The organism is Pseudomonas schmalbachii, from assembly GCF_017589465.1.
GTDB lineage: Bacteria > Pseudomonadota > Gammaproteobacteria > Pseudomonadales > Pseudomonadaceae > Pseudomonas > Pseudomonas schmalbachii.
In genome coordinates this window covers 391185-410675 of sequence record NZ_JAELYA010000002.1, presented here as the reverse complement: position 1 = coordinate 410675, position 19491 = coordinate 391185, and the positions used below count along the sequence as shown (strand labels likewise).

Sequence of the window (19491 nt, the reverse complement as noted above, 5' to 3'; positions counted from 1 at the left end):
CCTTCGCTCGCGACGCTCCTGAACAGGCCCTTGATTGCTTATTTCAAAGAGGCCCAGCTATGACCGCACCTATCGCCATCCGCCGACTCAACGCTGCTGATCCGGACTTCGCGCGTCATCTGGACCATCTGCTGTCCTGGGAAAGCGTCTCCGACGAGGCGGTGAACCAGCGCGTTCTCGACATCATCGCCGCCGTACGCAGCCGCGGCGACGCCGCCCTGGTGGAGTTCACCCAGCGCTTCGATGGCGTCGAGGCCAAATCCATGGCCGACCTGATCCTGCCGCGCGAGCGCCTGGAGCTGGCCCTGACCCGCATCACCCCGGCCCAGCGCGAAGCCCTGGAAACTGCCGCCGCGCGCGTGCGCAGCTACCACGAGAAGCAGAAGCAGGACTCCTGGCGCTACACCGAGGCCGACGGCACCGTGCTCGGCCAGCAGGTCACCCCGCTGGATCGCGCCGGCCTGTACGTGCCGGGCGGCAAGGCGTCCTATCCGTCGTCGGTGCTGATGAACGCCATCCCGGCCAAGGTCGCCGGCGTTGCCGAAGTGGTCATGGTGGTGCCGACCCCGCGCGGCGAGATCAACGAGATCGTCCTTGCCGCCGCCTGCATCGCCGGCGTCGACCGCGTCTTCACCATCGGCGGCGCCCAGGCCGTGGCCGCGCTGGCCTATGGCACCGAGAGCGTGCCGCAGGTGGACAAGATCGTCGGGCCGGGCAATATCTATGTCGCCACCGCCAAGCGTCACGTGTTCGGCCAGGTCGGCATCGACATGATCGCCGGTCCCTCGGAAATCCTCGTGGTCTGCGATGGCGGCACCGATCCGGACTGGATCGCCATGGACCTGTTCTCCCAGGCCGAGCACGACGAGGATGCCCAGTCGATCCTGGTCAGCCCGGACGCGGCTTTCCTCGACAAGGTCGCGGCGAGCATCGACAAGCTGGCGCCGACCATGGAGCGCGCCGAAATCATCCGCACCTCCCTGGAGAATCGTGGCGCGCTGATTTTGGTCGCCGACCAGGAGCAGGCCTGCCAGGTCGCCAACCGCATCGCTCCGGAGCACCTGGAGCTGTCGGTGGCCGATCCGGAAAGCTGGCTGCCGAAGATCCGCCATGCCGGCGCCATCTTCATGGGCCGCTACACCGCCGAGGCGCTGGGCGACTACTGCGCGGGACCGAACCATGTGCTGCCGACGTCCGGCACCGCGCGTTTCTCCTCGCCGCTGGGCGTCTACGACTTCCAGAAACGCTCGTCGATCATTTTCTGCTCGGCCGACGGTGCCTCGGAGCTCGGCAAGACCGCCTCCGTCCTGGCTCGCGGCGAGTCGCTGACGGCCCACGCACGTAGCGCCGAATACCGCATCAAGAACTGAATCCGGCCGTAGGGTGGGTTGAGCGAAGCGATACCCACCACGACAGCCTCCTGATTGCCAAGATTTCGAGGAGAGAAGGGCGATGAGCAAATTCTGGAGCCCCTTCGTCAAGGACCTGGTGCCCTATGTGCCGGGAGAGCAGCCCAAGCTGAGCAAGCTGGTCAAGCTGAACACCAACGAGAACCCCTATGGTCCGTCGCCCAGGGCCATCGAAGCGATCCGCGCCGCGGCGACCGACGACCTGCGCCTGTACCCGGATCCGAACGCCGATCGCCTCAAGCAGACGGTCGCGGACTACTATGGCGTCAAGCCGGGCCAGGTATTCGTCGGCAACGGTTCCGACGAAGTACTGGCACACGCCTTCCACGCGCTGTTCCAGCACGACAAGCCACTGCTGTTCCCTGACGTCACCTACAGCTTCTATCCGGTCTACTGCGGTTTGTACGGCATCGATTTCGAGGCGCTGCCGCTGGACGAGCAGTTCCAGATTCGCGTCGAGGATTATCAGCGCCCGAACGGTGGCATTGTGTTCCCCAACCCGAACGCCCCGACCGGCTGCCTGCTGTCGCTGGAAGCGATCGAGCGCATGCTGCAGGCCAATCCGGACAGCGTAGTGCTGGTGGACGAGGCCTATGTCGATTTCGGCGGCGAGACCGCGATCAGCCTGGTGAATCGCTACCCGAACCTGCTGGTGGCCCAGACCCTTTCCAAGTCGCGCTCGCTGGCCGGTCTGCGGGTCGGCCTGGCGGTCGGCCACGAGGACCTGATCGAGGCGCTGGAGCGGGTGAAGAACAGCTTCAATTCCTACCCGCTGGATCGTCCGGCACAGGCTGGCGCGGTGGCATCCTTCGAGGACGAGGAATACTTCCAGAAGACCTGCCGCGCAGTGATCGACAGTCGCGAGAAGCTGGTCGGCGAGCTGAAGGCGCTGGGTTTCGAGGTGCTGCCATCGGCGGCGAACTTCGTCTTCGCCCGCCATCCGCGGCATGATGCGGCGACCCTGGCGGCGGCGATTCGTGAGCAGGGCGTGATCGTGCGCCACTTCAAGCAGGAGCGCATCGCCCAGTTCCTGCGCATCAGCATCGGCACTGAAGAGCAGAACCAGGCGTTGCTCGAGGCCTTGCGGCTGCATCTGTAACGCAATGAAGAACGGCGCCGATTGGCGCCGTTCTTCATTGTGCTTCCGGATTTTCGCCGTTCGAGACTGCCGGCGGCGGGCGCAGGCCCACTTCCGCCTGGAGGGTTTGCGGCTTGCCGTTGCGCAGGATCTCGATGTCGACCTGCTTCCCAGGCTTGGTGCGGGCGACCTGGTTCATGGAGCTACGGGCGTTGTCGGACGGTTCGCCGTCGATGCTCAGGATCACGTCGCCAGCCAGCAGGCCGGCGCGTCCGGCCGGGCCGTCGCGGAACACGCCGGCGACGAGAATGCCGGTCTTCTTTTCCAGGCCGAAGGATTCGGCCAGTTCCGGGTTCAGCGGCTGGACTTCGACGCCGAGCCAGCCGCGGATCACCTGGCCGTGTTCGATGATCGACTGCATGACTTCCAGGGCCAGCTTGGTCGGGATGGCGAAGCCGATGCCCTGCGAGCCGCCGGACCTGGAGAAGATCGCGGTGTTGATGCCGATCAGGTTGCCCTTGGCGTCCACCAGCGCGCCGCCGGAGTTGCCCGGGTTGATCGCCGCGTCGGTCTGGATGAAGTCCTCATAGGTATTCAGGCCGAGCTGGTTGCGGCCGGTGGCGCTGATGATGCCCATGGTGACGGTCTGGCCGACGCCGAACGGGTTGCCGATCGCCAGGCAGACATCGCCGGTGCGGATGCCGTCGGAGCGGCCGAGCATGATCGAGGGCAGGTCCTTGAGGTCGATCTTCAGTACTGCCAGGTCGGTTTCCGGGTCGCTGCCGACCAGCCGGGCGAGGGTTTCGCGACCGTCGCGCAGGGCGACGACAATCTGGTCGGCGCCGGCGGTAACATGGTTGTTGGTCAGCAGATAGCCTTCCGGGCTCATGAGCACGGCCGAACCCAGGCTCGACTCCATGCGCTTCTGGCGCGGCAGGTTCTGGCCGAAGTAGCGGCGGAACAGCGGATCGTCGAACATCGAGTTGGACGGCTTGCTGACCACCTTGGTCGTATAGAGGTTGGCGACCGCCGGGGCGGCGTTCTTCACGGCGTCGGCGTAGCTCACCGGGCCTTCCTGCAGGCGGGTGATCAGCGGCGCCTGTTGCAGATGAACTTCCTGCTGCGACCGCGGCAGGCCCAGCCACTGCGGATTCTGCTGGATGATCAGCAGCGCCAGCAGGACGCCGGCAATCACGGGCCAGCCGAGAAAACGCAGGGCCTTCAGCATAGGGAGAATCCTTGGGGTTGCGAGGCCAGGGGGTGGCCGATATGGTGGCGGCCATTATACGGGCGGCACCGCAAGAAAATAGCCGTCTGGCAAGCAACTTGGAGGATCATCGATGGCCATTTCCCTGACCGCTCTGGTGGAAGAAGCCGACCGCTTCCTGGACGCCGCGCGCATCCAGGATTACTGCCCGAATGGCCTGCAGGTCGAAGGCAGTCCGCTGGTACGGCGTATCGTCAGCGGCGTCACCGCCAGCCAGGCGCTGCTGGATGCCGCGGTGGAGGCCCAGGCCGATGTGGTGCTGGTGCATCACGGCTACTTCTGGAAGGGCGAGAATCCGTGCGTGGTGGGGATGCGCCAGCGCCGCCTGAAGACGCTACTGAGCCACGACATCAGCCTGCTCGCCTATCACCTGCCGCTGGACTTGCATCCGGAGGTGGGAAACAACGTGCAACTGGCGCGTCAACTGGGCCTGACCGTCGAAGAGCCGCTGGAACCGGGCAATCCGCGCTCCATCGTGCTGGTCGGCACGCTGGCCGAGCCGATGCAGCCGGGCGATTTTGCCAGCCATGTGCGCGACAGGCTGGATCGCGAGCCGCTGCTGGTCGAAGGCAGCCGGCCGATCCGGCGCATCGCCTGGTGCACCGGCGGCGCGCAGGGCTACATCGACCAGGCGATTGCCGCTGGGGTGGATGCCTATCTGACCGGCGAAGTCTCGGAGCAGACCGTGCACAGTGCGCGGGAGAACGACGTCACCTTCATCGCCGCTGGCCACCACGCCACCGAGCGCTATGGCGTCCAGGCGCTGGGTGAATACCTGAGTGGGCACTTCGGTATCGAGCACATCTTCATCGACTGCCCGAACCCCGCTTGAGCTGGATGCCGGAGGGCTCGCGGGGACCGATGATCGGTATCCGCGAGCCTGCCTGCGATCAGTAGCGGTGGCGTGCCTGATCCACGGATTTCCCCAGTTGCCAGACCGCCATCGCATAGTGCGTGCTGTGGTTGTAGCGCGTGATCACGTAGAAGTTCGGCAAGCCGTACCAGTACTGGTAGTTCTTCCCCATATCCAGGCGCAGCAGGCTGGCCTGCTTGTGATTGCCGAGCGAGCCTTGCGGGCGCAACCCCGCGGCGGCCAGTGTGCTGACCGGATACTGCGTCTTGAAACCGTTCTCCAGCGATGGAGCCTGACCGATGGCCGGGACCGCCACGGTGTCGCCGGTGACCCAGCCGTGCTGCTTGAAGTAATTGGCGACACTGCCGATCGCATCGCGCGGATTCCACAGGTCGGTGTGCCCATCGCCGTCGAAATCGACCGCATACCGCGCCATGGAGGACGGCATGAACTGGCCGTATCCCATGGCGCCGGCGTACGAGCCTCTCAAGGTCAGCGGATCGCGTCCTTCCCGGCGGGACAGCAGCAGGAACTGCTCCAGCTCCCCGGAGAAGAATTCGGCGCGGCGCGGGTAGTCGAATGCCAGCGTGGCCAGTGCGTCGATGGTGCGGGTTTTCCCCATGACGCGGCCCCAGCGCGTCTCCACCCCGATGATGCCGACGATGATTTCCGGAGGCACGCCGTAGGTCCTGCTGGCCCGCTGCAGATCGGCCTCGTACTGATTCCAGAAGGCGACGCCATTCTGGATGTTGTCCGGTGTGATGAACTTCTTGCGATAACGGACCCAGGCGCCGTTCGGGCCGTACGAGCCGGCGTAGGGCATCGCCTGTCTGTCCATCAGGCGAATGACCCAGTCCAGTCGCTGGCTGCGCTCCAGCACATCCTGCAGTTGCTGGCGATTGAAGTCGTGCTTGCTCACCATCATGTCGATGAAGCGCACCGCCGCCGGATTGTTGGCGAAGTCCCCCGTCAGCGGGCGGATCGGCTGCACGGAGCCGAATGCGGGATGGGCGCGCGGTGAAAGGATGGTGGTGCCTTGCTGCTTGGGAGGCGGAGTCGGAGTGGGGGCTGGTTTGCTGCTGCACGCTGAAATCAGGACAAACAGGGGCAGGGCGAGAGCGATACGACGCATTGGAAGTCTTCTGGAATGCGGGAAAGTGATCGCTATGCTAGCTCAGCGATGATCGCAGGCAAGCATGAGCGCTGAAGTGCCTGCCCTGAGTCTGTTGCAGGAAAAGTCCTGGCTCCCGATCCCGTTTCAAAGCCGCTCTTCGGACAACGTCAAGCCAGGGTCCGCAATGGCTGCCGGAGCGAGCGCGTATGGCTATATGAGTATGTTTTTTCGGTATAAAAGGCTGTCCGGTTAGAGTCTTGCGCTGTGATAGAGTGCGCCTTCGTCTACGGCCCGCCGGCCGTCCATAAGCAATTCCGTGAGTAGCCATGGTCGACAAACTGACGCATCTGAAACAGCTGGAGGCGGAGAGCATCCACATCATCCGCGAGGTGGCAGCCGAGTTCGATAACCCGGTGATGCTGTACTCGATCGGCAAGGATTCCGCCGTGATGCTGCATCTCGCCCGCAAGGCGTTTTTCCCCGGCAAGCTGCCGTTCCCGGTGATGCATGTCGACACCCGCTGGAAATTCCAGGAGATGTACAGCTTCCGCGACAAGATGGTCGAGGAAATGGGCCTGGATCTGATCACCCACGTCAACCCGGATGGCGTGGCGCAGGGCATCAACCCGTTCACCCACGGTAGCGCCAAGCACACCGACATCATGAAGACCGAGGGCCTGAAGCAGGCGCTCGACAAGTACGGCTTCGACGCCGCCTTCGGTGGTGCCCGCCGCGACGAGGAGAAGTCCCGCGCCAAGGAGCGCGTGTACTCCTTCCGCGACAGCAAGCACCGCTGGGACCCGAAGAACCAGCGTCCGGAACTGTGGAACGTCTACAACGGCAAGGTGAAGAAGGGCGAGTCGATCCGCGTCTTTCCGCTCTCCAACTGGACCGAGCTGGATATCTGGCAATACATCTACCTGGAACAGATCCCGATCGTCCCGCTGTACTTCGCCGCCGAGCGCGAAGTCATCGAGAAGAACGGCACGCTGATCATGATCGACGACGAACGCATCCTCGAGCACCTCTCGGACGAAGAGAAGGCGCGCATCGAGAAGCGCATGGTGCGTTTCCGCACCCTCGGCTGCTACCCACTGACCGGCGCGGTGGAGTCGTCGGCGACCACGCTGCCGGAGATCATCCAGGAAATGCTCCTGACCCGCACTTCCGAACGCCAGGGCCGCGTCATCGACCACGATGCCGCCGGTTCGATGGAAGAAAAGAAACGTCAGGGCTACTTCTAAGGTTCTCGCACCATGTCGCATCAATCCGATCTGATCAGCGAGGACATCCTCGCCTACCTGGCCCAGCACGAACGCAAGGAACTGCTGCGCTTCCTCACCTGCGGCAACGTCGACGACGGCAAGAGCACCCTGATCGGGCGCCTGCTGCACGACTCCAAGATGATCTACGAAGACCATCTGGAAGCCATCACCCGCGATTCGAAGAAAGTCGGCACCACCGGCGACGACGTCGACCTGGCGCTGCTGGTCGACGGCCTGCAGGCCGAGCGCGAGCAGGGCATCACCATCGACGTGGCCTACCGCTACTTCAGCACCGCCAAGCGCAAGTTCATCATCGCCGACACCCCCGGCCATGAGCAGTACACCCGCAACATGGCCACCGGCGCATCCACCTGCGACCTGGCCATCATCCTGATCGACGCCCGCTACGGCGTGCAGACCCAGACCCGCCGGCACAGCTTCATCGCCTCGCTGCTGGGTATCAAGCACATCGTCGTCGCCGTCAACAAGATGGACCTGAAGGACTTCGACCAGGGCGTCTTCGAAGAGATCAAGGCCGACTACCTGCAGTTCGCCGAGCGCATCAAGCTCAACCCGTCGTCGATCAACTTCGTGCCGATGTCGGCGCTGAAGGGCGACAACGTGGTGAACAAGTCCGGGCGTTCGCCGTGGTACACCGGCCAGTCGCTGATGGAGATCCTCGAGACCGTCGAGATCGCCGGCGACCGCAACCTCGACGACATGCGCTTCCCGGTGCAGTACGTCAACCGCCCGAACCTGAATTTCCGCGGCTTCGCCGGTACCCTGGCCAGCGGCATCGTGCACAAGGGCGACGAAGTGATGGCCCTGCCGTCGGGCAAGACCAGCAAGGTCAAGTCCATCGTCACCTTCGAGGGTGAACTGGAACATGCCGGCCCCGGCCAGGCGATCACCCTGACCCTGGAAGACGAGATCGACGTCTCCCGCGGCGACATGCTGGTCCACGCCGACAACCGTCCGCTGGTGACCGACGGCTTCGACGCCATGCTGGTGTGGATGGCCGAAGAGCCGATGCTGCCGGGCAAGAAATACGACATCAAGCGCGCTACCAGCTATGTGCCGGGCTCGATTCCGAGCATCACCCACAAGGTCGATGTGAATACCCTGGAAGAGACTTCCGCCAGCGAGCTGAAGCTGAACGAGATCGCCCGGGTCAAGGTGTCGCTGGACGCGCCGATCGCCCTCGACGGCTACGCGCAGAACCGCACCACCGGCGCCTTCATCGTCATCGACCGGCTGACCAACGGCACCGTCGGCGCCGGCATGATCATTGCCGCGCCGCAGGCCGGTCATCATGGTGCTGCTCACCATGGCCAAAATGCCCATGTCACTCGTGAAGAGCGAGCTGCACGCTTCGGCCAGCAGCCGGCCACCGTGCTGTTCAGCGGCCTCTCCGGCGCAGGCAAGAGCACCCTGGCCTACGCCGTCGAGCGCAAGCTGTTCGACATGGGGCGCGCCGTGTACGTGCTGGATGGTCAGAACCTGCGCCACGACCTGAACAAGGGCCTGCCGCAGGACCGCGCCGGCCGTACCGAGAACTGGCGCCGTACCGCGCATGTCGCCAGGCAGTTCAACGAAGCCGGGCTGATCAGCCTGTGCGCCTTCGTCGCCCCCAGCGCGGAAGGCCGCGAACAGGCCAAGGTCCTGATCGGCGCCGATCGCCTGATCACCGTCTACGTCCAGGCCTCTCCGCAGGTTTGCCGTGAGCGCGATCCGCAGGGTCTGTACGCTGCCGGCCAGGACAACATTCCTGGCGAATCCTTCCCCTTCGACGTACCGCTGGATGCCGATCTGGTGATCGACACCCAGAGCCAGTCGGTGGATGAGGGCGTCAAGGCCGTGCTCGACCTGCTGCGTCAGCGCGGCGCGATCTGATCCTGGCGCCACAGCAAGTGGCGTGACGATCTGAAATGAAGAAAGGCCCGTATCGAAGGATGCGGGCCTTTTCTTTTGTGTGTCCCGTCCTGGGTTTGGTGGCTCGGTGCCTACCTCGCCTGTCCGTGGAGAGTTGCTACCTTTCCGTTGGGTAATTAGACTTGTCCAGTAAGTTGTACAGGAGAGACTTCCATGCGCGTGGTCAATTTCACCGACGCCCGTAACAACCTCAAGAAGGTCATTGACGATGTCGTCGATGATTCCGATTTCACCGTGATCTCGCGACGCGACGCGCCTGATGCGGTGCTGCTCTCCCTCGACAGCTTCAATAGCCTGATGGAAACCGTCCACCTGCTGAAGTCACCGGCCAACACTGCCCACCTGGCACGCTCCCTGGAACAAATGGAGCGGGGCAAAACCGTTGTGCGTGAACTGATGGAAGATGAACAGGAGAAGCCCGCCGCTGCGTCCCGTCGACCTGGCCCGGGCAAAGGATCTGGCGACAAGGCGGGTAATTGATGACGAGCCGCCTTGTCTGGTCCCTTGAAGCATGGGCGGACTACGAATACTGGCAAGGGCAGGACAAAAAGACCCTGAAGCGTATCAACCTGCTGATCAGGGATTGCTGCCGGAGTCCATTTGAGGGGATTGGCAAGCCAGAACCTCTTAAGGAAAACCTGTCGGGGTGGTGGTCACGAAGAATCGACGACACTAATCGTCTGGTCTATCGGCAGAGCGGTGAGGCCTTGGAAATCCTGTCGTGCCGCTACCACTACTGAACTGGAGTGGATGTCTTCCGGAGAACGGTCGAGGTGATGTTGGAAGGGGGCACGAAGGAGGGGATGTAGACGGGATGTAGTCAGTCGCTCAAAACAAAAAGGGGTTAGCTTGCGCTAACCCCTTGTTTTGTTTGGTGGCTACACCGGGACTTGAACCTGGGACATCAGCATTATGAATGCTGCGCTCTAACCGACTGAGCTATGTAGCCAACTGGCGCGCATTTTCCGCATCTTGAGGGGAGGTGTCAACCCCTCTTTTCAAATAATCTTCTGATGTTTCAAGCGTTTAGGTCTGAAGGTGCGGTTCGGCTCTTGTGCGTAGTGTGGTGGAAAAGAAAAACCCCTTGAGGCGGCTATCCCCAAGGGGTTTTCTGTCCGGATCCACCGGGATCCATGTTTCGATCAGACGTTAAAGCGGAAGTGCATCACGTCGCCGTCCTTGACGATGTATTCCTTGCCTTCCAGGCGCCATTTGCCGGCTTCCTTGGCGCCCTGTTCGCCTTTGAACTGGATGAAGTCCTCGTAGGCGACCACTTCGGCGCGGATGAAGCCTTTTTCGAAGTCGGTGTGGATGACTGCTGCGGCCTGCGGGGCGGTGGCGCCGACGCGGACGGTCCAGGCGCGGACTTCTTTCACGCCTGCGGTGAAGTAGGTCTGCAGGTTGAGCAGTTCATAGCCGGCGCGGATCACGCGATTCAGGCCGGGTTCTTCGAGGCCGAGGGCTTCGAGGAACATGTCCTTTTCCTCGCCGTCTTCAAGCTCGGCAATTTCCGCTTCGATCTTGTTGCACACCGGCACCACGATAGCGCCTTCTTCCTCGGCGATGGCCTTGACCACGTCGAGGTGCGGGTTGTTCTCGAAGCCGTCTTCGGCAACGTTGGCGATGTACATCACCGGCTTGCTGGTCAGCAGGTGGAAGCCGCGCACCAGGCGCTTCTCTTCGTCGCCGAGGTTCTTCAGCAGCGAGCGGGCCGGCTTGCCTTCAGTGAAGTGGGGGATGAGCTTTTCCAGCAGGGCCTTTTGCGCCAGGGCTTCCTTGTCGCCGCCTTTGGCGTTGCGAGCAACCTTCTGCAGTTGCTTCTCGCAGCTGTCGAGGTCGGCGAAGATCAGTTCGAGGTCGATGATCTCGATGTCGCGCTTGGGGTCGACGCTGTTGGAGACGTGGATGACGTTGTCGTCTTCGAAGCAGCGCACCACGTGGGCGATGGCGTCGGTCTCGCGGATGTTGGCGAGGAATTTGTTGCCCAGGCCTTCACCTTTCGACGCGCCTGCAACCAGGCCGGCGATATCGACGAATTCCATGGTGGTCGGCAGCACGCGCTCCGGCTTGACGATCTCGGCCAGCGCGTTCAGGCGCGAGTCGGGCATCGGCACGATGCCGCTGTTCGGCTCGATGGTGCAGAAGGGGAAGTTCTCCGCTGCGATACCGGATTTGGTAAGGGCGTTGAACAGGGTGGATTTGCCGACGTTGGGCAAGCCGACGATGCCGCAGTTGAAGCCCATGCTGTTTACCTCTGGCGGAGACTGGGTCAGGCCTTCTGGCTGTGCAGCTTCTGCATCGCTTTGGTCCAGTCACCTGCGAGCATTTCCGGCAGCACGCCGAGGGCGAAATCGATGCTGGTATCCAGCAGCTCCTGCTCGCTGCGCGGGGCGCGGCCGAGTACGTAGCCGGAAACCAGGCTGCTGTGCCCCGGATGGCCGATGCCAAGCCGCAGGCGATGGAATGAGTTCTGGTTGCCGAGTTGGGCGATGATGTCGCGCAACCCGTTGTGTCCGCCGTGTCCACCGCCTTTCTTGAGCTTGGCGACGCCGGGGGGCATGTCGAGTTCGTCGTGGGCCACCAGGATTGCTTCGACCGGGATGCGGAAGAATCCGGCGAGCGCCGCCACGGCCTGGCCGCTGCGGTTCATGTAGGTGGTGGGGATCAGCAGACGAACGTCGCGGCCCTGGTGGTTGAACTTGCCGACCAGTCCGAAATATTTCTTGTCGACGCTCAGGTTGACGCGCTGTGCGTCAGCCAGGCGCTCAACGAAAAGGGCCCCTGCGTTATGCCGGGTCTGGTCGTATTCAGGGCCTGGATTTCCCAGGCCGACGATCAGTTGTACGGCAGTCACGACAGGGGCCCCCTTAAAGGCTTGCGAGTAGAAAATTACTCGGCAGCGCCTTCGCCTTCTTCCTTCACCACGCGGGAAGCGTGGATGTTGGCAACGGCCAGGTCATTGCCGTGGGCCAGTTGAACCAGCTCGACGCCAGCCGGAGCCTTGAGGTCCGACAGGTGAACGATCTGACCAACTTCGACCTTGGCCAGGTCGACTTCGATGAATTCCGGCAGGTCTTTCGGCAGGCAGGAAACTTCGACTTCGGAAATGACGTGGGAGATCTCGCCACCGCCTTGCTTGACGCCAACAGCTACGTCTTCGTTGATGAAGTGCAGCGGTACGTGGGCAGTCAGTTTGTGGTCGGCAACAACGCGCAGGAAGTCAGCGTGCATGACGAAGCCTTTGGCCGGATGGCGCTGCAGGGCTTTGATCAGTACGGTTTCCTTGGCATCGCCCAGGTTCAGGCTGATCACGTGGCTGAAGGCAGCCTCGTTTTCCAGCAGTTTGGCGATTTCGCGCAGTTCCAGGGTGACGGACAGCGGGGCTTTCTCGCCGCCGTAAACTACAGCCGGAACCAGACCGGCGTTACGACGCAGGCGGCGGCTCGCACCTTTCCCCAGATCGGAACGCGCTTGGGCATTCAGAACAAACTCAACCATTGTAAATCTCCAGAATGACAAGATCGCCCGAGCGCTTGCGACCAGCGTTCGGGCGATTCTTCAAAAACTCCGCCACGAGGGCGGAGCGCTTTTCGTCAGGCCAGGTTCGTGAGGCAGGACCTCAGCGGAACATGGCGCTGATCGATTCTTCGTTGCTGATCCGGCGCATGGCTTCCGCGACAACCGGAGCGATGTCCAGTTGACGGATGCGGCCACAGGCCTGGGCAGCGGCGGACAGCGGGATGGTGTTGGTCACCACCAGTTCGTCCAGTACGGATTTGTCGATGTTCTCGATGGCACGGCCCGACAGCACCGGGTGGGTGCAGTAGGCGATGACCTTGGCGGCGCCGTGCTCTTTCAGGGCCTTGGCGGCGTGGCCGAGGGTGCCGGCGGTGTCGACCATGTCGTCGACCAGTACGCAGGTACGGCCTTCGACATCACCAATGATGTGCATGACTTCGGACTGGTTGGCTTTCGGACGACGTTTGTCGATGATCGCCAGATCGACGCCCAGGGACTTGGCGACGGCGCGAGCGCGCACCACGCCACCGATGTCCGGGGATACGATCATGAGGTTCTCGAAGCGCTGGTCCTCGATATCGTCCACCAGAACCGGCGAACCGTAGATGTTATCTACCGGAATATCGAAGAAACCTTGAATCTGGTCTGCGTGCAGGTCGACCGTGAGAACACGGTTGACACCGACGACGGTCAGCATGTCAGCGACGACCTTGGCGCTGATGGCCACGCGAGCGGAACGCGGACGGCGATCCTGGCGGGCATAACCGAAGTAGGGGATGACTGCAGTGATACGAGTAGCCGAGGAGCGGCGGAAGGCATCGGCCATCACTACCAGTTCCATCAGGTTGTCGTTGGTCGGTGCGCAGGTCGGTTGAATCAGGAAGACGTCCTTGCCGCGGACGTTTTCGTTGATTTCGACACTGATTTCGCCGTCGGAAAACTTGCCGACAGAAACATCACCAAGCGGGATGTGCAGCTGACGTACGACGCGACGTGCGAGATCGGGGTTGGCGTTCCCCGTGAAAACCATCATTTTGGACACGCTGCAGTACCTGTGTCGGCTTGAGGGTAGGCCCGGTTGAGCCAGAAAGGAAAATGGCAGGGGCGGCTGGATTCGAACCAACGCATGGCAGGATCAAAACCTGCTGCCTTACCGCTTGGCGACGCCCCTGTATCTTAAACTTGCGGTGCAAAGCTCTCGTTTCGTTGTACGTGAAACCCGGTGGGTTAATGGCAGGGGCGGCTGGATTCGAACCAACGCATGGCAGGATCAAAACCTGCTGCCTTACCGCTTGGCGACGCCCCTGTATCGTACAACCGAATGCTCTGCATTCCTTCTCAGGCCAGACCTTGAAGCTTGCGGTGCAACATGGAGATGTTGCGCCCCTGGGCGACAAAGCTCGGCAGAGTGGCCGGAAGTTGGCGGCGAACTTTATCAGCATCGCCTCGATTTGGGAAGCTCCCAAACACACAAGCTCCGGTACCGGTCAATCTGGCTGAAGTGAATTTATTCAACAAGATCAGAGCGTTACGTACATCCGGGTAACGCTTCTCGACGACCGGCTGGCAGTCGTTCCGACCGTCCACCCCGAGAAGGCTGCGAACTTTAATGGGCGGAGTATCCCGTGTCAACTCGGGATCGGAGAAAACTTCTGCTGTGCTGACAAAGACTTGCGGAGCAACGACGAGGAACCAGGGCTCCTCCAGTTCGACCGGAGTCAGCTTCTCGCCGACGCCTTCGGCGAAGGCCGCGCGCCCACGCACGAATACCGGTACATCCGCGCCGAGCGTCAGTCCGAGTGCGGCGAGGCGGTCTTCATCCCATTGCAGGTTCCAGAGGCGATCGAGGCCGAGCAGGGTGGTGGCGGCGTCGGAGCTGCCGCCGCCGATTCCGCCGCCCATGGGCAGGCGCTTGTCCAGCCAGATATCGGCGCCAAGGCGGGTGCCGGAGGCTTCCTGCAGCTTGCGGGCGGCGCGCACGATCAGGTTGCTGTCGTGGGGCACGCCGGGGATGTCGCTGCGCAGGTGGATGACACCATCCTCGCGGAGGGCGAATTGCAGTTCGTCGCCGTGGTCGAGGAACTGGAACAGCGTCTGCAACTCGTGATAGCCGTCGGGACGGCGGCCGAGGATATGCAGGAACAGGTTGAGCTTGGCCGGGGCCGGCAGGGTCAGGCGTTCCTGCATGTCACAGCCCCAGTTGGCGCGGCTGCCAGGCCTTGATCACCAGGGTGACGTCGAGATCCTGGCCGCGCAGCTTGAGTTTTTCCGGCAGCCAGTAGCCGTTCTGCTCGCTGTAGTTGCTGTACTCGACCTGCCAGCCGTCCTGCTGCAGTTGCGCCAGATGGCTGTTGCTGTCGAGGGTCAGGCGGCTCCTGCTGTCCGGCGCTGGCAGGCCGCGCACCCACCAGAGCAGGTGGGAGACCGGCAGGCGCCAGCCGAGTTGTTCTTCCAGCAGGGCTTCCGGCGATTCGGCCTGGAAGCGGCCCTGGCCGGCGACTTCCAGGGTCACCGCGCCTTCGCGCCCGGTCAGGCGCGCTGCGCCGCGACCTAGTGGGCCGGACAGGCGGATGTCGTAGTAGTCCTGGCGCTGCAGCCAGAACAGCGTGCCGCTGCCGGAGTCCTTCGGCGCGCGGATGCCGACCTTGCCGTCGATTTGCCAGCCGTCGAGGGTGGCGATCTGGGTCTTGTGGGCTTTCCAGGTGTCGGCGTTGCCCTGGCCTTCGAGGGCCTCGCGGGAAGTCAGGCCGGCGCAGCCGACCAGGGTGAACAGGGTGGCTGCGGCAAAAAGATGACGTAAACGCATTGATCTAGATTTTTCCGGAACCGGTCAGGCGCAGCAGTGTGTCGCGCAGGACGGTGCTGTCAGGTTGATTCTGCAGGGCGGTCGCCCAGACTTTGCGCGCCTCGCTCTGCTTGCCCTGGGCCCAGAGGACCTCGCCGAGGTGGGCGGCGACCTCATGGTCGGGGAAGCGTTCGAGCGCCTGGCGCAGGTAGTTTTCCGCTTCGCTGAGGTTGCCCAGGCGATAGTTGACCCAGCCCAGGCTGTCGAGGATCGCCGGATCGTCCGGGTTCAACTGGTGGGCCTTCTGGATCAGTTCCTGGGCCTCGGTGTAGCGGGTGGTGCGGTCCGCCAGGGTGTAGCCGAGGGCATTCAGCGCCATGGAGTTGTCCGGCTCGCGGTCGATGATGAAGCGCAGGTCCTGTTCCATCTGGGCCAGGTCGTTGCGTTTCTCGGCGAGCATGGAGCGGGTGTAGAGCAGGTTCAGGTCATCCGGGAACTGCCTGGTGGCCTGCTGGATGATCTGCCAGGCGCGCTCGACTTCGCCGCGATTGGACAGCCCCTCCGCCTCGATCAGATAGAGCTGGATGGCATAGTCGGGCTGGCGGTCGCGGGCTTCGGCGAGGCGCCGCGAGGCATCGTCGATGCGCTTGGCGTTGAGGAGGATTTCCGTCTGGCGCAGCTGTGCCGGGAGGAAGTCGTTGCCCGGGCCGACCAGCGCGTATTCGCGCAATGCGCGCTCGGTGTCCTTCTGTTCCTCGGCCAGGCGGCCCAGGTTGAAGTGGGCGGAATCGACATGGCTCTCGCGTTCCACCAGTTCGTCCAGGTAGACCTTGGCTTCGTCCCACGCCCGGGCTTCCAGGCAGACCAGCGCCAGGGAGAAGCGCAGATCGTCGTCGTCGGGGAACTGCTCGACCAGAGCGGAGAACTCCGCCTTGGCGTCGTCCAGGCGATCCTGCTCCACCAGCAGGCGGGCGTAGGCCAGGCGTACGCGCTTGTCGTCCGGATGTTCCTTGATGCCGTCCTTCAGCAGCGGGAGGGCTTCGTCGCTGCGTTTCATGCTCTGCAGCAGGCGCGCGCGCAGCAGCAGCGGGGCGATGTCGTGTCGGCTGGCGGAGCTGCTTTCCAGCAAGTGCAGGGCTTCCTGTGGACGGTTGTCCTGCTGCAGCAGCAGGGCCTTGCCGAACAGCAGCTGGCCGTTGTCGGGGTATTTCTTCAGCAGGCGGTCGAAGCTCTGCAGCAGTCCGGCTCGGGTGTCCGGGTCGGTTTCCGCTGCGGACAGGGCGAGGAAGTCGAAATGGGTGTCGCCCTGGCCGTTGAGGACCTTCTCCATGTAGACCATGGATTCGTCGTACTGCCCGGTGCGCGCCAGCTGGATGGCGGCGGCGCGTTGCGCGTCGAGGTTGTCCGGCGCGCTCTTGGCCCATATCAGCGCGGTTTCCAGGGCTTCCTGGTCGGCGCCGAGGTATTCGGCGATGCGGAAGGCGCGTTCGGCGACGCCGGGGTCCTGGGTCGCGCGGGCCTGCTCCACATAGTTGGAGAGCGCGATGTCGAAGCGGTTACGCTGTCCGGCGAGTTCGGCCACCAGCAGGGAATAGAGGGTCTCTTCGCTGAACGAGCCGTACTTCTGGGGCTTTTCGGCGACAGCGGCATCGCCCTTGGCCGGCGCCTGGCCTTCGGGGGCCTTGTGGGTCAGGGACTGGCAGCCGCCGAGCAGTAGCAGGGCGGTCAGCAGTGCTAGAGACTTGTTCATAGAGAAAAGAAGGTGGCCTTGCCTGCGGGGTAGCACTCATCATGACATAAGGAAAGTTGCAAGCCCATGGGGGCGGGATGCACTGAGGCGTAGTTGGTAGTTGTCGTCTTTCGGGCGACGTAGGACAATTGCGCGCTTCCCGATCAGTTCAGCGATTCTGCATGGCCTTCATTGCTCTCGGCATCAACCACAAGACCGCCTCCGTGGCCGTCCGCGAGCGCGTGGCCTTCACTCCCGAAAAAATGGTCGAGGCGCTGCAACTGCTCTGCCGGATCACGCCCAGTCGCGAGGCGGCGATCCTGTCCACCTGCAACCGCAGTGAGCTCTACCTGGAGCTCGAACATCCGGATGCCGAGGAAGTGCTCGCCTGGCTGGCCGATTACCAGCACCTGACCCTCGACGAGCTGCGTGCCTGCGCCTATGTGCACCAGGATGCGGACGCCGTGCGGCACATGATGCGGGTCGCCGCCGGCCTCGATTCCATGGTCCTTGGCGAACCGCAGATCCTCGGCCAGATGAAGTCCGCCTACGCCGTCGCGCGCGAGGCCGGGACCGTCGGGCCGATGCTTGGCCGGCTGTTCCAGGCGACCTTCAGTGCCGCGAAGACCATCCGCACTGATACCGCGATCGGCGAGAACCCGGTTTCCGTGGCCTTCGCCGCGGTGAGCCTGGCCAGGCAGATTTTCAGCGACCTCAACCGCAGCCAGGCGCTGCTGATCGGCGCCGGCGAGACCATCACCCTGGTTGCCCGCCATCTGCACGAGCAGGGCGTGAAACGCATTGTGGTCGCCAACCGCACCCTGGAGCGTGCCAGTCAGTTGGCCGAGCAGTTCGGCGCACACGCCGTGCTGCTGGCGGATATCCCCAACGAACTGGTGAACAGCGACATCGTCATCAGCTCCACCGCCAGCCAGTTGCCGATTCTCGGCAAGGGCGCCGTCGAGCGTGCGCTCAAGCTGCGCCGGCACAAGCCGATGTTCATGGTCGACATCGCCGTGCCGCGCGATATCGAGCCGGAAGTCGGTGAGCTGGACGACGTCTATCTATATAGCGTCGACGACCTCCACGAAGTGGTCGCGGAGAACCTGAAGAGCCGCCAGGGTGCGGCCCAGGCGGCCGAAGAGCTGGTGGTCAGCGGCGTCGACGACTTCATGCAGCGCCTGCGCGAGCTGGCCGCGGTGGACGTGCTGCGCGCCTATCGCCAGCAGGCCGAGCGCCTGCGCGACGAGGAGCTGCAGAAGGCCCAGCGCCTGCTGAGCAACGGCAGCGACCCGGTCGACGTCATGGCCCAACTGGCCCGCGGGCTGACCAACAAGTTGCTGCACGCGCCCAGTGTGCAGATGAAGAAACTTTCCGCCGAGGGCCGCATCGATGCGCTGACCCTGGCCCAGGAACTGTTCGCCCTCGAGGAGGGCACTGACAAGCGATGAAAGCTTCCCTGCTGAACAAGCTGGATACCCTTGCTGACCGCTACGAAGAGCTGCAGGCTCTGCTCGGCGATGCCGAGGTGATCAGCGACCAGACCAAGTTCCGCGCCTATTCCCGCGAATATGCCGAAGTCGAGCCGGTGATCCTGGCCTTCCGCGAGTTCCGCAAGGTGCAGTCCGATCTCGAAGGCGCCCAGGCGCTGCTCAAGGACAGTGACCCGGACCTGCGCGAGATGGCCGAGGAAGAGGTAGCCGAGGCCAAGGCGCGGATTATCGAGCTGGAAGACCGCCTGCAGCGCATGCTGCTGCCGAAGGACCCCAACGACGGCCGCAACGTGTTCCTGGAAATCCGTGCCGGCACCGGCGGCGACGAGGCGGCGATCTTCTCCGGCGACCTGTTCCGCATGTATTCGCGCTATGCCGAACGCCAGGGCTGGCGCGTGGAAATCCTCTCGGAGAACGAGGGCGAGCACGGCGGCTACAAGGAAGTCATCGCCCGCGTCGAGGGCGACAGCGTCTACGCCAAGCTGAAGTTCGAATCCGGCGCGCACCGCGTGCAGCGGGTGCCGGAAACCGAGTCCCAGGGCCGTATCCACACCTCCGCCTGCACCGTGGCGGTGCTGCCGGAGCCGGACGAGCAGGCGGCCATCGAGATCAATCCGGCCGACCTGCGGGTGGATACCTACCGCTCCTCCGGCGCCGGCGGCCAGCACGTCAACAAGACCGACTCGGCGGTGCGCATCACCCACATTCCGTCGGGCATCGTGGTCGAGTGCCAGGAAGAACGCTCGCAGCACAAGAACCGCGCCAAGGCCATGGCCTGGCTGGCGGCCAAGCTCAACGACCAGCAGCAGGCCGCCGCGCAGCAGGCGATCGCCAGCACGCGCAAGCTGCTGGTGGGCTCGGGCGACCGCTCCGAGCGCATCCGTACCTACAACTTCCCGCAGGGCCGGGTGACCGACCACCGCATCAACCTCACCCTGTACTCCCTCGGCGAGGTCATGGAAGGCTCGGTGGAGCAGGTGATCGAGCCGCTGCTGCAGGAATTCCAGGCCGATCAGCTGGCCGCGCTCGGCGATTGAGATTTCAAGG

At 63.4% G+C, this 19491-nt stretch carries 18 protein-coding genes and 3 tRNA genes; 9 read left to right on the top strand and 12 right to left on the bottom strand.

The features are described from left to right. Positions 1-59: 59 nt before the first annotated feature. Together hisD and hisC are read left to right on the top strand one after the other, a co-directional pair. Positions 60-1370 carry a histidinol dehydrogenase gene (hisD, locus tag JFY56_RS07390; RefSeq protein WP_208312885.1) on the top strand — a complete coding sequence of 437 codons (1311 nt, stop codon included), beginning with the start codon at positions 60-62 and terminating at the stop codon, positions 1368-1370. An 82-nt stretch (positions 1371-1452) separates the two neighbouring features. Further along, a complete protein-coding gene (hisC, locus tag JFY56_RS07385) occupies positions 1453-2508 on the top strand; it encodes a histidinol-phosphate transaminase (protein ID WP_208312884.1) in 1056 nt (351 codons plus the stop codon). A gap of 34 nt (positions 2509-2542) precedes the next feature. Here hisC and algW read toward each other — a convergent pair whose 3' ends face one another. Continuing rightward, positions 2543-3715 carry a Do family serine endopeptidase AlgW gene (algW, locus tag JFY56_RS07380; RefSeq protein WP_208312883.1) on the bottom strand — a complete coding sequence of 391 codons (1173 nt, stop codon included), beginning with the start codon at positions 3713-3715 and terminating at the stop codon, positions 2543-2545. 112 nt (positions 3716-3827) lie between these two features. On the opposite strand from algW, the gene JFY56_RS07375 reads away from it, so the two are divergent. Continuing rightward, positions 3828-4586, top strand: a complete 759-nt coding sequence (locus JFY56_RS07375) for a Nif3-like dinuclear metal center hexameric protein (protein WP_208312882.1) — start codon at positions 3828-3830, stop codon at positions 4584-4586. 58 nt (positions 4587-4644) lie between these two features. On the opposite strand, the gene mltB is transcribed toward JFY56_RS07375, so the two are convergent. Continuing rightward, entirely contained in the window at positions 4645-5739 is a 1095-nt protein-coding gene (mltB, locus tag JFY56_RS07370; RefSeq protein ID WP_208312881.1) for a lytic murein transglycosylase B, read from the bottom strand. Between the two features lie 308 nt (positions 5740-6047). On the opposite strand from mltB, the gene cysD reads away from it, so the two are divergent. From cysD to JFY56_RS07350, 4 genes are all read left to right on the top strand, one after another. Next, positions 6048-6965, top strand: coding sequence for a sulfate adenylyltransferase subunit CysD (gene cysD, locus JFY56_RS07365; RefSeq protein ID WP_208312880.1), 918 nt, complete (start codon positions 6048-6050; stop codon positions 6963-6965). A 12-nt stretch (positions 6966-6977) separates the two neighbouring features. Next, positions 6978-8879 (top strand): sulfate adenylyltransferase subunit CysN, encoded by a 1902-nt coding sequence (gene cysN, locus JFY56_RS07360; protein ID WP_208312879.1) that lies wholly within the window; start codon positions 6978-6980, stop codon positions 8877-8879. Positions 8880-9071: 192 nt separating this feature from the next. After that, entirely contained in the window at positions 9072-9398 is a 327-nt protein-coding gene (locus JFY56_RS07355; RefSeq protein WP_208312878.1) for a type II toxin-antitoxin system Phd/YefM family antitoxin, read from the top strand. Then, the gene (locus tag JFY56_RS07350) at positions 9398-9658 is read left to right on the top strand and encodes a Txe/YoeB family addiction module toxin (RefSeq protein ID WP_208312877.1); all 261 of its coding nucleotides are present in this window, start codon (positions 9398-9400) and stop codon (positions 9656-9658) included. The genes JFY56_RS07355 and JFY56_RS07350 overlap by 1 nt, the downstream gene beginning before the upstream one ends. A 132-nt stretch (positions 9659-9790) precedes the next feature. On the opposite strand, the gene JFY56_RS07345 is transcribed toward JFY56_RS07350, so the two are convergent. The 10 genes from JFY56_RS07345 to JFY56_RS07300 form a co-directional block, all read right to left on the bottom strand. After that, positions 9791-9867 (bottom strand) — tRNA-Met (locus JFY56_RS07345). A 193-nt stretch (positions 9868-10060) separates the two neighbouring features. Beyond that, the gene (gene ychF / locus JFY56_RS07340) at positions 10061-11161 is read right to left on the bottom strand and encodes a redox-regulated ATPase YchF (protein WP_208312876.1); all 1101 of its coding nucleotides are present in this window, start codon (positions 11159-11161) and stop codon (positions 10061-10063) included. A 26-nt stretch (positions 11162-11187) separates the two neighbouring features. Continuing rightward, a complete protein-coding gene (pth, locus tag JFY56_RS07335) occupies positions 11188-11772 on the bottom strand; it encodes an aminoacyl-tRNA hydrolase (protein ID WP_208312875.1) in 585 nt (194 codons plus the stop codon). 35 nt (positions 11773-11807) lie between these two features. Continuing rightward, positions 11808-12416 carry a 50S ribosomal protein L25/general stress protein Ctc gene (locus JFY56_RS07330; protein ID WP_208312874.1) on the bottom strand — a complete coding sequence of 203 codons (609 nt, stop codon included), beginning with the start codon at positions 12414-12416 and terminating at the stop codon, positions 11808-11810. 121 nt (positions 12417-12537) lie between these two features. Next, the gene (locus JFY56_RS07325; protein WP_208312873.1) at positions 12538-13479 is read right to left on the bottom strand and encodes a ribose-phosphate pyrophosphokinase; all 942 of its coding nucleotides are present in this window, start codon (positions 13477-13479) and stop codon (positions 12538-12540) included. A gap of 54 nt (positions 13480-13533) precedes the next feature. Beyond that, positions 13534-13608, bottom strand: a tRNA-Gln gene (locus tag JFY56_RS07320). 60 nt (positions 13609-13668) lie between these two features. After that, a tRNA-Gln gene (locus JFY56_RS07315) sits at positions 13669-13743 on the bottom strand. 32 nt (positions 13744-13775) lie between these two features. Next, positions 13776-14624: a 4-(cytidine 5'-diphospho)-2-C-methyl-D-erythritol kinase gene (ispE, locus tag JFY56_RS07310; RefSeq protein ID WP_208312872.1), complete on the bottom strand. Its 849-nt coding sequence runs from the start codon at positions 14622-14624 to the stop codon at positions 13776-13778. Between the two features lies 1 nt (position 14625). Further along, positions 14626-15243 (bottom strand): lipoprotein insertase outer membrane protein LolB, encoded by a 618-nt coding sequence (lolB, locus tag JFY56_RS07305; RefSeq protein WP_208312871.1) that lies wholly within the window; start codon positions 15241-15243, stop codon positions 14626-14628. Positions 15244-15247: 4 nt separating this feature from the next. Further along, on the bottom strand, positions 15248-16972 hold the full coding sequence (locus JFY56_RS07300) for a tetratricopeptide repeat protein (protein WP_208312870.1): 1725 nt from the start codon (positions 16970-16972) through the stop codon (positions 15248-15250). Positions 16973-17133: 161 nt separating this feature from the next. Between JFY56_RS07300 and hemA the strand changes: the two genes are divergently transcribed. Further along, positions 17134-18402: a glutamyl-tRNA reductase gene (gene hemA / locus JFY56_RS07295; protein WP_208312869.1), complete on the top strand. Its 1269-nt coding sequence runs from the start codon at positions 17134-17136 to the stop codon at positions 18400-18402. After that, entirely contained in the window at positions 18399-19481 is a 1083-nt protein-coding gene (gene prfA, locus JFY56_RS07290) for a peptide chain release factor 1 (protein WP_208312868.1), read from the top strand. The genes hemA and prfA overlap by 4 nt, the downstream gene beginning before the upstream one ends. The last annotated feature ends 10 nt before the right edge of the window (positions 19482-19491 follow it).